The following is a 13,376-nucleotide window of genomic DNA, read 5'->3' as shown; positions in this document are numbered from 1 at the left end:
GGTAGCATGAGCAATATTCCCATCATAGAAGGGGTATCCATCGCAGATCTGCATCGCGATCCAATTGGCATTTATGCCCGTCTGCGCCGCGAGGCCCCTGTAGCGTTGATGAAGTCGACCGGGCGGGTCCTGCTCACCAAAGCCGAAGACGTACGGCGCGCCAAAGAAGATCTTGAAGCCTTCACTTCCGAAGACACGGGAACCCCTGCGGAACGCGCCTTTCAGGCGACGTCGATGATGCGCAAGGATGGCGCGCAACATCGGTCCGAACGCATGGCTATGGCACCGGGTCTCTCCGCGAACAAAATCAAGACAACCTGGCATACACTTGCTGAAAATCTGACAGCACACTACCTGGACATTCTGACACAAAAGCAAGGGCGCATTGATCTGTTCAAAGAGCTTGCCGCACCCTATGCCGGTGCCGTTTTGGGCGAAGTTCTAGGCCTGCATGGCGCCAGCGCGGATCAAGTTGTTCAATGGAGCCAGACCCTGATTGATGGCGCAGGCAACGTGGCCGGTGACGAAGAAGTTTTTGCCCGTAGCGATATCGCCAATGACGAGATCAACCAATTGGTCGATGAGAATATGGCACGTTTTCGCAACACGCCCGATGACAGCGTTCTGAGTGCGATGACCCATGCAAAAAACCCAATTCCGCTGGACCGTATCCGCTGCAACATCAAAGTGGCTATCGGTGGCGGCGTGAACGAACCGCGCGATGCTTTGCTCACCGTTGTGTACGGCCTGCTGACCAACCCAGAGCAACGCGACGCAGCAATGGCAGATCCCGCCATGATGGCACGCGCCTTTGAAGAAGGCATCCGCTGGGTTGCACCGATTCAAACCAGTCCGCGCAAAACACTCAAACCAGTAACGCTCAGCGGCGTGGACCTTCCTGCGGGCACACCGGTTTCTACAATTCAGGCTTCGGCGAACCATGACGAAGACGTCTATGAGAACCCTGAAAAGTTCGACATCTTTCGTAAGGAAGACCGCCACTTCTCATTCGGTAATGGCGCTCATTTCTGCATGGGCACACATTTGTCACGCATGAGTGTCGCGCAGGTCATGTTGCCCGCTCTGTTTCAACGCTTTCCGCACATGAGGTTGGCAGAAGCCGACGCTGTTGAATGGTATGGCTTCACCTTCCGTGGCCCACTGTCTTTGGACGTTTTCTTGTGAAGCGGTCAGGGGCCTGCATATCCCAGCTCGCGCGAGATTTGCAGCGCCGTTGCTTTGATTTCGGGCACGTAAAACTCGTCAATCCGGTCAAAGTCAAACCCGCTATCCGGTCCAGACAGGTTCACACAGGCCACGATCTGCCGGGTGTTATCGCGGACCGGTACAGCCACACTGGACCCTCCGGGATCACGAAACCCTTGCGAAAAGACGTATCCGTTTTCGCGAACCTCCTGCACACGCTGACGCAGCTGCGTGTAAGAAGTCGGCGTATGTTCCGTGAATGGAACCATTTCGATCCCGTCGCAAAAGGCCTTCAACTCTTCGTCGGTGCGATCCCCCAACAGGCACCAGCCAATCGCCGAGGCGTAGGCCTGGGTCCGCGTTCCTGTCACCATGCTGGAGACAAACCCGCTGCGTGCCTGATGGCTGCCCAGATACAGAACGTCATGCCCCTCGAGCACGCTGAGATGTGCGCCAACGCCCGTCTTGTCACGCAGCGCCGACAGGAATGGCCGTGCAATGGCCGTGATTGGCTGCTGGTTGAGGTAGGCAAACCCGAGGTTCAGAACCCGCGCACCCAGCGTATAGGTGTTCTTCTGCTCCGCCTCTTTCAGAAAATCCATCTGCCGCAGCGTATAGACCAGACGAAAAGCAGACGACCGGCTCAGGTCCATCGCGCGGGCGATCTCGCTCAGGGACATGGGTTCATTTGCGGAGCCAAGGATTTCCAGAACCCGCAGACCGCGATGAAGTCCGGGCACGAAATAGACATTGTGATTTGGGGATTCGGTCATTCCTGGCTCGACTGCTCTCTAAAGTATGCGCGAACGTTTTATATGCAAAACAATAGACTTGCAATGGAGGAAACACCATGACGCAAGAGCACGGGCAAAACGCCCTCTTGCCGACCAATGAAGACACCTGCGGGCCATATTTCCCGATCTATTTCCGCGATCCCAGCCTTGAAGACCTTACGCGGGTCGATCCGGGTGTGGTCGCCAGTGCCAGCGGCCAACACATTATCCTGCGCGGACGGGTGCTGGACCGGCATGGCAATCTGGCCAATGGCGTCGTGATGGAGTTCTGGCAGGCTAACGCCAAGGGCGTCTATCGGACCCCCGCCACCGAAGGGAACCCGGACATCGATCCCTGGTTCGATGGATATGGCCGCTTGCGTTCGGACCACGGAGACTATTCCTTCCGCACCATCATGCCCGGTGCCTCCGGGGATCGCGCGCCGAACATCACGCTGACGATCTTTTCGGACGGTATCAATCGCATCGTCACGCAAATTTTCTTTGCCGACCAAGCCGCAAACGACAGCGACCCGTTGCTGGCCACGCTGGACGATGCCGACAAGCTGAAATTAATCGCGCGCCATGACGGACGCACAGCTGACGGCGCCGAAGTGTACCTGCTGGACATCATCATGGCCGGTGATGGTGAAACCCCGTTTTTCGACGATTTTGAAAGCTGAGAAGAGGACGCCAGGATGACCAAGCTCGGAAGACAGATTGAAATCGGTCCGACAGACAACACCTCGGACCAGCGCACACCGCGACAGCGCCTCAAACTGATCCCAGACGGCGCACGGGAAAGCTTTGTTCCCTATATCCCCACCCGCCACGTGACGCGCGCGCATGAATGGGACCTGACCCGCATCTCGCCAGACCGGCCACGTGCCGATGGCGTGCCGATCGAAGTGACCGGGACCGTACGCACAGAAAGCGGTGCTCCGGTCCGCAACGGCCTGCTTGAGATATGGAATGCCAACCACTATGGCCGGTACCGTCATGTCGAGGACGGCTCGGGCCTGCAACTGGACGAGAATTTCTTTGGGATGGGCCGGGTTCTGACCGACGAGAACGGCAAATACAGGTTCTGGACCATCAGCCCCGGTGCCTATCTGGCCCGCCCGGATATCGGACGCTGGCGACCGAAACATATCCACCTGTCGATCAGCGGCGGATCATCGCGCCTGATCACGCAGATGTATTTCCCGGACGAGCCGAACAACGCGACGGACCCAATGGCGATCCTGATGGGTGACACGTTCAAGCGGAACATCGGCAAACTCTACGACACTCCGGATATCGATGTGGATCACGGCTTCCGGTTTGACATCGTCGTTGGCGGCCGCAACGCGACCTTCTTCGAATGACCAGGCTAAGCAATCTCTATGCGCTGGGGGATTTGACCCCCAGCCTACCCGACAATGGCGATTACTGGATCGCGCCGGATGCGCGGGTGGTCGGCCAAGTTACACTGAGCGAAGGGGCTTCGATCTGGTGGGGCTCGGTTCTGCGGGGTGACAACGAACCCATCGTTGTTGGCCCGGGCAGTAATGTGCAGGAACACTGTGTCTTTCACGTCGATCCCGGCTTTCCCCTGACAATCGGAGCGAACTGCACCATCGGTCACAAAGCGATGCTGCACGGCTGCACGATCGGTGATGGCACTTTGATTGGAATGGGCGCGACAGTGCTGAACGGTGCGAAGATCGGCAAGAATTGCCTGATCGGCGCAGGTGCTTTGGTCACCGAAGGAATGGATGTGCCCGATGGTAGCCTTGTCGTCGGAATGCCCGCGAAAGTTAAGCGCCAACTGTCCGAAGAGACCATCACAGGCCTAGCCCGCTCAGCGGAGAAATACCGCTGGAACAAGGATCAGTTCAAAACCAAACTTGCTGCCCTGTGATCCAGGATGGCGGGCTAAAAGCCCGTCAGTCGAGCTGCAGCAACTTGCCGGGATTCATGATGCCTTTTGGGTCAAAACTGCGTTTCACGGACTGCATCATCCGGTACTCCACATCGCTTTTCTGCCGCCTCATCCGGTCGACAAAGATGGCCCCAACGCCATGTTCCGCAACGATCGAACCACCAAGATCCCAGATCAGAGCGTCTACCTTTTCATAGATCGGCTGACTGACCGCAGCGGCCGTGTCTTCGGTCGGAAACACGCTGTAGTGGATGTTGCCATCGCCGACATGGCCCACCGCATAGCAGATTGCGCCGGGGTCGATCTTGTGAACGAGTGTTTCGGCACTGCGCAGAAACTCCACCATCCGATGCGTCGGAACTGAAACATCCCATTTCAGCATTTTGCGTTGAAAGTACTGATGAGGGATCATTTGTTCGCGGATTTCCCACAGGTTCCTCTCTTGCGCGACCGATTGCGAAAGGACTGCATCGGTAAGGATATCTTGGCCAAACCCCTGTTCGAACAGGTGCATCAGCGGTTCTTCTACACTCTCGCGTCCGGCAAAACGGACCAGCAGATACCAATCCGCACGGGTTTCGAGCGGACGCTGAAGGTCCGGGTAGCGTTCCAATGCCTTCTCGACCCCCAGACCAGGCAGCAGCTCGAACGCTGTCAGGTTTTGCCCCCCAATCTGACGGGCCATGTCAAAGAACTCGGGCAGACGTGTCATGTCGCCAAGCACAGCCATCATCGACTGGGTCACCGGCTGACTGGGATGCAAACGGAACACCAGTTTGGTGATCACGCCCAACGTGCCCTCGGACCCGATAAACAGATGTTTCAGATCATAGCCCGAATTGTCCTTGATCAAGCCACGCAGCCCGTTCCAGACAGTCCCGTCGGGCAGCGCGACCTCCAGCCCCAGCACCTGTTCGCGCGTTGTGCCGTAGCGCAGAACATTGAGGCCACCACCGTTTGTGGCGACAGCACCACCAACAGTGGCCGTGCCGCGCGCGCCCCAATCCGGCGCGAAGACGCGATCTGCCTCCAGCGCAGCGTCCTGAAGCGTCTGCATCAGCACGCCAGCTTCAACTGTGGCTGAATTCGCCAACGGATTCACCTCGATGACCCGGTTCATACGCGCCAGAGACAATAGGACCGTTTGCTGCCCGTCCAATGGCACCGCCATGCGGCAGACATTGGTGTTACCACCTTGCGGAACGATGGCCACGCCACTTTGAGCGCAGAGTTTGACCAGATCGGCGACCTGCTGCGTCGTTTCAGGTCGCGCAATCAGCAGACACGCCCCGACGGACCCAAGAATATCAATGAGGTACTGCGACCCCTCTTCCGGCGACACCCACCCGTTTGGACCCAGCAGATCTTTCAGGGCTTGGATCAAATGCTGCATCTCGCCGCCTTTCTGGTAACGCACATCTTAATCCTCGATACTGACGGAACCCGAAGTGTCATCGGAAGGCCTGCGAGACAGGAACCATGCAGTCGTGCCAACCGCCATTACCAGAAGGATCAGGGCGATGGGGTAATTCACAACCCGTGTCCAATCGCCGTTCATCAAAGCCAGGCTTTGGGACAGGGATACCTCGAACCGAGGCCCAAGGAAGAAAGCGATGATGAAAATCACCACCGAGTAGCCATAGCTGGTCATCAGATACCCGATCCCAGCAAAGATCAGCATGACAGCGACGCCAAAGATACCTCCGGTCGCCATTGATACCCCAACGATGCACAGCAGCAGGGCTGAAGCAAAAATGATCGATTCCGGGGCCGAGACAACCTTGACCCAGAACCGAAGACCGGCCTGCCCGACCCACAGATTCAGGAAGTTCGCCATGATCATCGCTCCAAACAGCCCGTAGATCAGACGCCCCTGATCCTGAAACAGAAGTGGACCCGGTTGTATGCCGTGGATCATGAACGCGCTGATGATAAGCGCCGCACCAACACTGCCGGGAATACCCAGCGTGAGCAGCGGGATGAGATTTGATCCAACCACCGCCGAATTTGCAGACTCGGCCGCGGCGATACCTTGCAGATTGCCCTTGCCGAATGTCTCGGGCTCTTTCGAAGTACTTTTCGCTGTTGCATAAGACATAAAGGCCGCAGCCGTTGAGCCGATCCCGGGCAGCGCGCCCAGGATGGTGCCGATCACCGCACCGCGCAGCATGGTAAAGCGGCAGGCCCAATATTCGGCCCATGTCACACGGCGATCATTGGGGTCACCGGTGTCCCTGACTTCAACCGCGCCCTTCATTTCGCCTTGAATCTGCGAAAGCCGTCGTAGAATTTCGGATATGGCCAACATGCCAATTGCGACCGAAGCCAGCGGCAGGCCATCAAACAGATCCCAATATCCGAACAACAGGCGCGGTGTGTAGTTTTCAGGGTCACTGCCGATCATCGCACATAGCAAACCAAACGCCGCCGCAATGATGCCTTTGATCAGAGAGTTTCCGATCAGGCTAGACAACACCGCAAAGGCAAAAATCATCAGGGCAAAGACCTCGACCGGGCCCATCCGCAACGCCAGAATCGCCAGCGGTGCGGAGACGGTAATCAGAACCAAATCGCTGAATGTGTCCCCGGTGACCGACGAAAATAGGGCCATCTTGGTGGCTTTCAGAGGTTTGCCGTCCCGTGCCAGCGGGTATCCGTCCATCGCCGTTGCTGCAGCATCCGGTGTGCCGGGCGTGTTCATCAACACTGCTGGTACCGCACCCCCGACCAGACCGCCCTTGTTGACACCGACCAGAAAGGCAATGGCGGGCAAGGGGTCAAGCCCGAAGGTGAAAGGTATCGCGATGGCCATTGCCATAACCGGACCAATCCCCGGAACGGCACCGACGAACTGTCCGACGACAACCCCGAACAGGACAAAAGCCAGGTTCCACAGGGTAAAAGCATCGCCGAAACCGGCAAGAATTGTAGCCAGATCAACCATAATTCACCCTCCTAGGGCAGAGCCCGTTCCAGAATAACTGCAACCAGCAGCCAAATGCTTGCGGGCAAGACGACTACGCCGAGGAAGAGCCAGAACAACCGGCGCTCACCGATCAGCAACATGATCGCCAAAGCCAGAACGGGCGCGGCATAGACAAAACCCACATAAGACATCAGCAGCAATCCAGCCGCCAGCAGCGCGAAATAGAGACCGGCAAGCATGAATTCACGCGGGCCTTGCGCTTTGTGAGCTGTGGGCTTGAGCATCAAAAGAGTACCGCAAATGGCCAGCACAATGGCCACGGCATTGGGAATGGTTGATGGCAACACCCATCCGTCATCAACGGATTCGACATAAGTGGGAATAATCACGAAATAGAGCAGCAGCCCAAACAACAGGAAGAAACCACCTGTCGCGCGATCTGCGGAATGTGTCATGGTTATCCCCTCCGGTAAAGACGCCCGTCGAACACCTCCGACGGGCGTGCAATTGTCTTATTCTGCAAACAGAACTTTGACGTTTTCTATTCCTTCAACCATCATCTGCTTGGTGCCCTCGGGGCCCAGATTCAGCGTTTCGGATGTGGCCGCATTGCGCACGACTTCAGCCACCTCTTCCGAGGCAATGGCGTTTTCAAGCGCCGCGGTCAGAGCAGCAAGAGCTTCAGGATCGGTGCCCGCGGTCGTGGCAAAATAGAAGAACGGATCGACATAGGCGTCGTAGCCGGACTCACGAACCGTAGGTGTATCGGGCGCATAAGTATGACGCGCGTCATTGGCACTGGCGATCATTTTGAAATCACCGGACTCGAGATACTTCAGATGCGTTCCTGCCGAAAACCCCGCCAAAACCTGGCCGCCCAGAAGCAACTTTTGGGTTTCAGCCTCACCCTTGGTGGACACAAACCTAAAGCCGGCGTCGGTTTCGCGGTCTACAACTTCCATCAGCAGTTTTTGCGGCGGCGCACCAAAGCCGATGGCCATACCATCATTGGCTTTTGAATACTCGATCATCTCTTCCAGCGTATTGAACGGGGCATCTGCACGCGCAATCAGCGCCAATTGGGCGCGCGAGACCGTGCCGAGATAGTCAAAGCTGTCCACATCGAACGGCAATTCGTCGGCGCGTTTGACCAGATTGATCAGGATCGGCATATTCACACCCATACCGATCACATTTCCCTTGGGCGGCATTTTGGAAATGCCCGTGAACATGGCGACACCGCCACCACCGGTTTTGTTTTCAGCAATGATGTTCCAGCCGGTCTGTTCTTTCATCACTTTTGCGATGACCCGTCCCATCGTATCGGTCGATCCACCGGCACCAAAACCGATCTGCAATTTCAGCGTGCCTTTGGGCTCCCAATCTTCGGCCTGCGCCGCACCTGTGAGAGCGAGAACCGCACCGGCAATGGCACCGGCAAGTCTGGATTTGAGTTTCATAGTGTTACCTCCTGAAGGGTATTTTCCGTTTCGTCCTTGATAGTTGGCTGACTTGATATGGGCAGATCATTGGCCGCCTTTCTGGCGGCCTGTTCGATGCGCTCGCACATCTCGAGAAACTGCAACTGCTCCTGATGCGAGAGCGCCGAGTCCATTGCATCAGCCATGCGCGTGACATCCGGATGCAGGTGACTGTGCTTTTGACGGCCTTTGTCCGTAAGGAAAAACAGCTTGGTGCGCCTGTCCACCTGCGATGCCCGGGTGTTTATCAAACCCTGCCGTATCATATCCGCCAGATGTCGGCTGACCTGGGCCTGCTCCATCCGCGTAAATTCTATTAGCTGCTTCTGGGTCGCTTCATCCACCAGCGACAGGCCCATCAAGATCCGCCAAGAGACCAGCCCCAACCCGTCGTCTCTTGCAACAACCTTCGTGACCTCTGATTTCAACGTGCGGGAAAGCCGGAAAGCCGCGACCGCCAACAGGCTGACACCCTTTGGCACATGCCTGAGTTCTATACCTTTCAGACGGTATGTTCCACCCATCGACGATTCCTCCCTGATGTTTTATAAATCAAACCTTGTTTTGTATGCAATACAAATTTATGACTTGTCATATACCACCGAAAATCCAGTGGATTCGGATCAGGCATCGAGCGGCTTGAGCTTGATGAGAAAGCAGAAAGCGCAGGAGGGGTAATATGACATTCCGGAACGTACTTGTTGCGTACAACGGAGGGCCCGGGTCCAGGGCGGCTCTGGAATTCGCGATCTGGTTCGTCAACCATCACGATGCGCATCTGACTGGGATACTGGCCCATGGGGCATCTCAGTTTACGCAGAAAATACCGTCCTGGCTGACAAAGTCTTTGAAATCTTCCCTGACCAACATAATGGAAGATCGCATTTCAGAACTGACTCAATCCTTCCGCGATGCGACCACAGGTAAAGTGGCCGCAGACCGGGTACATTGGCTGGATGTTCGTGAAGAACCCGATCAGGCCGTTGCCCGATATGCGCGATTGTATGACCTGACCATTGTTGGACAGTACGAAAACCTGCTAGGCGCGGATGAGCTTGTGCTGCACCCCGACCGAATTGCCTATGCCAGCGGACGGCCCACTCTTTTGATTCCGCGCGATATGGACATGAACGGCGTAAAAGCAGATACCGCTGTTGTCGCCTGGGACGGGGGCCGCCGGGCTGCGCGGGCGTTCTTCGATGCGATGCCGATCCTGCAAACGCGCAAGCGGGTCATTCTGGCCACCGTCGATCAGGGGCGCGGCCGCGAACATCTGATGAGCAAAGACAATCTGGAACGTGTTCTTGGACGGCACAACCTGAACCTGGAACACCGCAATTTGGCAGTTACCGGGTCAACCGCTGCAACATTACTACAACTCTGTCAGGATGAAGGCGCCTCGCCACTGATCATGGGGGCGTATGAACACTCGCGCTGGTCCGAAGACCTGATGGGCGGTGTCACACAAGAGATAGCCCAGACGCTGAACGTTCCGATTCTGATGTCACACTAAGCAGAGGCAAAATGCCCAAGAAAATCCTATTCATTATGTGCGACCAGCTCAGGTTTGACTATCTGGGTTGCTCTGGCCACCCCAGCATCCGCACCCCCAACATAGACGCGCTGGCCGCACGCGGCGTTCGGTTCGACCGAACCTATGTACAATCGACCATCTGTGGCCCCAGCCGGATGAGCTTTTACACCGGACGTTATGTGCGTTCGCATGGGTCTTACTGGAATGAGCATCCGCTGCGCGTAGGGGAAATGACGTTGGGCGATCACCTGCGGCCTCTGGGCACGCGCACCGTTCTGTGCGGCAAGACCCATATGACCGCAGACACCGAAGGATTGGCCCGCTTGGGTATCGACGCATCCACTGGTATCGGCGCCTTGGTTGCTGAATGCGGCTTTGAGATCTGGGACCGCAATGATGGCGTCGTTCCGGATGGGGCTAAAAAGCAACCGTCTCACTACAACAAGCACCTTTCTGCCTTGGGGTATAACGGGCCGAACCCATGGCACCAATGGGCCAATTCCGGGCGCGGCGATGACGGAGAGATTCTGTCGGGTTGGCTTCTGAAGCATGCCTCAGAACCTGCGGCGATTGTGGAAGAGGAATCCGAGACACCATATACAACGACCCGCGCCATCGAATTCATGGAGCAGGCCAAAGATGAAAGCTGGTGCCTGCACCTCAGCTTTATCAAACCGCACTGGCCCTATATCGTGCCGGCGCCCTATCACGACATGTACGGGCCTGACGATATCCAGCCCGTCAATCGCAGCGAGGAGGAACGCAAGGATCCCCATCCCCTGTTGGCTGGTTACTTCAATCACCGCTACAGCCATGCCTTCAGCCGCGATGACGTCCGCGAAACGGTGATCCCGGCCTATATGGGCCTGATCACTCAGATTGACGACCAGATCGGGCGGCTCGTGAAGTATCTGGAAGACAGCGGACAGATGCAGGACACTCTGATCGTGTTCACCTCAGACCATGGCGATTATCTGGGTGATCACTGGCTGGGTGAAAAAGAACTGTTCCACGACGCTTCGGCCCGCATCCCGCTGATCGTTGTCGATCCATCATCCGAGGCAGATGCGACGCGCGGGACTGTCAGTTCCGAGTTGACCGAAGCCATCGACCTTGCCCCCACATTCGTCGAATATCTGGGCGGTACCGTGCCAGACCATATTCTCGAAGGGAAATCCTTGTTGCCGGGTTTGCGAGGGCAGCAGCATCAGGTGCGCGACTTTGTTGTTTCAGAATATGACTACTCTGCACGCCCCTACCTGCGCCATCTGGGGCAGGACACCAAGAGCTGTGCATTGACCATGATCTTTGACGGGCGATGGAAGATGATCTGGGTCGAAGGCCATCGCCCGATGCTGTTTGATCTGGAAACCGATCCGCGGGAATTGCGGGACCTCGGAAACCTGCCTGACTATGCCGATCAGGTCACCCGCCTGCGCGAGATGATGTTTGGTTGGACTCGCAGGCAACACAACCGCGTTGCGATTTCGGATGAGAAGATTGAGACCACCTTGTGCCGGGATGACGCAGACTATGGTGTTTATCTTGGTTTCTGGGACGAAGACGAATTGGAGGCCTGGAAGGCCAGCCAAAATCGGACTTAGCGGAGTATGCGGCTGCCCTTGCAGGAAATCGGATCCCAGCTGAACCCACGCAACACATGAGTTATCGATGAGCCAGCAGGGAACTGAGAACAAAATCTTCAGCGCAGCCAATTATCCCGGCCATTGGTATTTCTGACAGCACACTACGATATGCGCTGCCTTCCAGAACCTCTATCACCAGTTGTGACGCTTGAAGGGGATCCGGAACAGCACGCAAATCACCGTCTGTTATCCCCCGCCTCACAACGGTTTCCAGAGCACCAGTTAAGCTGGAGCGGTTCTCGACAAACAGCTGCGCAATGTCTGACTGACGAATGGCTTCACTCGAAATTTCCAAGGTGAGGATAACGTTTTCCGGTGCTGCCAGATATTTGGCGTAGGCTCTGATGAACTTTTTTAACACTTTGGGCGCAGGCGCATTTGAGTTCAGTATTTTCAGAAACGGCTCCATCTCGCGGCGTTCGAGCATTGCGATTTCCACAAGCACATCATGTTTGCCGCGAAAATGGTTGTAGAGGTTTCCAAGGCTGACGCCCGCCCGCGCTGCGATATCGCGGACACCGGTTTGATGATAGCCACGCTCAAGAAAACACATAACTGCGGCCTCCAGAATCTGGTTGCGCCGCTTGGCTGTCGCCTTTTCCCGAATTGAACCCGGCTTTTTGGTGTCTTTGGTCATTTTCGCATTTTATGTTGAACGAACGATCGTTCATATTATATGAAATTCTACCGCATACCACAAGGCGCAATGGATTCGGCAGAACTGGAAAAACAGGACAATGGCGGACAAAACGTTGGAAACTAAGCAAAGGCCAGGCCGAAGATGGCTCTGGATTGGACTATCGCTGGCGCTGTTTGTCGCGATCGTCATCCTGTTGTTTGACACCGAAGATACAATTGATGTTCAGGCAACGAACACCGTTCCCCCGCCACCGACCGTCTCTATCGTCAGCGTTGCCATGGAAACTGTGCAGGCGCGGGTATCGGCGTTTGCCGAGGTTCGGCCTCGTTGGGATGCCGAACTGCGATCTGCTGTGTCCGGGCGTATCACCGCAGTACATGCCGCCGCTTTGGTCGGGGCACAGGTGGAACGGGACGCCCCTTTGTTTTCAATCGAAAATGCACCTTATCAAAGTGCCGTTGCTGCGGCCGAATTGGAGCTTGAGCAAGCGAAACTGGCATTGTTGCGCGCGCAGAACAACGTAACCGTTGCGCAGCGACAGTTTAACCGGGCTGAGACAGAACCGCCGAACGAATTGGCTGTGAACCTGCCGCAATTGCGCATTGCAGAAAAATCCGTTGCGGCAGCGCAGGCACGCTTGAACGCAGCGCGGAGTGAGTTGAAGGACGCCGAGGTTGTCGCCCCGTTTTCGGGATTTGTCACCCATCGCTTTGCCAGCCTTGGCCAAACGGTCAATCCAGGCGATGCCCTGATACACCTTTCGGACGACCGGCAATTCGAACTGGTAGCAGAGTTCAGTCAGGCGGATTGGGCGTTATTGGATCATCCGATCTCTGGCGCCACTGCTGATCTGACAGGGCGCTCGGGCAGATCCTTGGGGCAGGCTCAAGTCCGGCGTGGAGGTGGGTTTCTGGATCAAAACACGCGACAGGTGCGCGTCTTTTTGGACATCAAAAATCCCGATGAAGGCATTCTCGCCGGAGATTTCCTGCAGGTACATATTCCCGGACGTCGGATTACAGGCACCGTGACCCTACCGGAAGGCGCCCTGACCCGCGCAGGATACATCTGGCTGGTGGATGAAGAGGACCACCTGCAAAGGCTCAACCCGAACATCCTGTTCCGCGGTGAAGGTACTGTAACAATTTTGGCCCCCGAAGGGACCGGCCCGTGGCGCGTGGCCAGAACACCTCTGGCCTCGTATTTGCCAGGCCAGAGGGTGACGCCGCAATCGGATGGGGTTTGA

The 13,376-nt window shown here is 56.4% G+C and carries 14 protein-coding genes; 7 read left to right on the top strand and 7 right to left on the bottom strand.

What is annotated here, in order from left to right; genetic code table 11:
- The first annotated feature begins 6 nt into the window (after nt 1–6).
- Nucleotides 7–1,185: a cytochrome P450 gene (locus tag ACR0NW_RS10545; RefSeq protein WP_480791702.1), complete on the top strand. Its 1,179-nt coding sequence runs from the start codon at nt 7–9 to the stop codon at nt 1,183–1,185.
- A gap of 5 nt (nt 1,186–1,190) precedes the next feature.
- On the opposite strand, the gene ACR0NW_RS10540 is transcribed toward ACR0NW_RS10545, so the two are convergent.
- Entirely contained in the window at nt 1,191–1,979 is a 789-nt protein-coding gene (locus ACR0NW_RS10540) for an IclR family transcriptional regulator (RefSeq protein WP_480791701.1), read from the bottom strand.
- Nucleotides 1,980–2,056: 77 nt separating this feature from the next.
- On the opposite strand from ACR0NW_RS10540, the gene ACR0NW_RS10535 reads away from it, so the two are divergent.
- Genes ACR0NW_RS10535 through ACR0NW_RS10525 form a run of 3 tightly spaced genes read left to right on the top strand, consistent with a single transcriptional unit; the run spans nt 2,057 to nt 3,882 of the window.
- Entirely contained in the window at nt 2,057–2,662 is a 606-nt protein-coding gene (locus ACR0NW_RS10535; RefSeq protein ID WP_480791700.1) for a dioxygenase family protein, read from the top strand.
- 15 nt (nt 2,663–2,677) lie between these two features.
- Nucleotides 2,678–3,346, top strand: coding sequence for a dioxygenase family protein (locus tag ACR0NW_RS10530; protein WP_480791699.1), 669 nt, complete (start codon nt 2,678–2,680; stop codon nt 3,344–3,346).
- Complete coding sequence (locus ACR0NW_RS10525) at nt 3,343–3,882, top strand: gamma carbonic anhydrase family protein (RefSeq protein ID WP_480791698.1); 540 nt, start codon at nt 3,343–3,345, stop codon at nt 3,880–3,882. The genes ACR0NW_RS10530 and ACR0NW_RS10525 overlap by 4 nt, the downstream gene beginning before the upstream one ends.
- A 25-nt stretch (nt 3,883–3,907) precedes the next feature.
- Here ACR0NW_RS10525 and ACR0NW_RS10520 read toward each other — a convergent pair whose 3' ends face one another.
- Genes ACR0NW_RS10520 through ACR0NW_RS10500 form a run of 5 tightly spaced genes read right to left on the bottom strand, consistent with a single transcriptional unit; the run spans nt 3,908 to nt 8,834 of the window.
- Nucleotides 3,908–5,320, bottom strand: coding sequence for an FAD-binding oxidoreductase (locus ACR0NW_RS10520; protein ID WP_480791697.1), 1,413 nt, complete (start codon nt 5,318–5,320; stop codon nt 3,908–3,910).
- 3 nt (nt 5,321–5,323) lie between these two features.
- On the bottom strand, nt 5,324–6,847 hold the full coding sequence (locus ACR0NW_RS10515) for a tripartite tricarboxylate transporter permease (RefSeq protein WP_480791696.1): 1,524 nt from the start codon (nt 6,845–6,847) through the stop codon (nt 5,324–5,326).
- Nucleotides 6,848–6,858: 11 nt separating this feature from the next.
- Nucleotides 6,859–7,284, bottom strand: coding sequence for a tripartite tricarboxylate transporter TctB family protein (locus ACR0NW_RS10510; RefSeq protein WP_480791695.1), 426 nt, complete (start codon nt 7,282–7,284; stop codon nt 6,859–6,861).
- A 57-nt stretch (nt 7,285–7,341) separates the two neighbouring features.
- A complete protein-coding gene (locus ACR0NW_RS10505) occupies nt 7,342–8,289 on the bottom strand; it encodes a tripartite tricarboxylate transporter substrate binding protein (RefSeq protein ID WP_480791694.1) in 948 nt (315 codons plus the stop codon).
- On the bottom strand, nt 8,286–8,834 hold the full coding sequence (locus tag ACR0NW_RS10500; protein WP_480791693.1) for a MarR family winged helix-turn-helix transcriptional regulator: 549 nt from the start codon (nt 8,832–8,834) through the stop codon (nt 8,286–8,288). The genes ACR0NW_RS10505 and ACR0NW_RS10500 overlap by 4 nt, the downstream gene beginning before the upstream one ends.
- Before the next feature lie 155 nt (nt 8,835–8,989).
- Here ACR0NW_RS10500 and ACR0NW_RS10495 point away from each other — a divergent pair, with 155 nt between their 5' ends.
- Together ACR0NW_RS10495 and ACR0NW_RS10490 are read left to right on the top strand one after the other, a co-directional pair.
- A complete protein-coding gene (locus ACR0NW_RS10495; RefSeq protein WP_480791692.1) occupies nt 8,990–9,823 on the top strand; it encodes a universal stress protein in 834 nt (277 codons plus the stop codon).
- A gap of 11 nt (nt 9,824–9,834) precedes the next feature.
- Nucleotides 9,835–11,448 carry an alkaline phosphatase family protein gene (locus tag ACR0NW_RS10490; protein ID WP_480791691.1) on the top strand — a complete coding sequence of 538 codons (1,614 nt, stop codon included), beginning with the start codon at nt 9,835–9,837 and terminating at the stop codon, nt 11,446–11,448.
- 61 nt (nt 11,449–11,509) lie between these two features.
- Here the strand turns inward: ACR0NW_RS10490 and ACR0NW_RS10485 are convergent, their stop codons facing one another.
- Nucleotides 11,510–12,127, bottom strand: coding sequence for a TetR/AcrR family transcriptional regulator (locus ACR0NW_RS10485; protein ID WP_480791690.1), 618 nt, complete (start codon nt 12,125–12,127; stop codon nt 11,510–11,512).
- A gap of 100 nt (nt 12,128–12,227) precedes the next feature.
- Here ACR0NW_RS10485 and ACR0NW_RS10480 point away from each other — a divergent pair, with 100 nt between their 5' ends.
- Nucleotides 12,228–13,376 (top strand): efflux RND transporter periplasmic adaptor subunit, encoded by a 1,149-nt coding sequence (locus ACR0NW_RS10480; protein ID WP_480791689.1) that lies wholly within the window; start codon nt 12,228–12,230, stop codon nt 13,374–13,376.

The sequence above is a fragment of the Ruegeria sp. CF5 genome (assembly GCF_056537325.1).
This window is presented reverse-complemented; position numbering and strand designations above follow the sequence as displayed.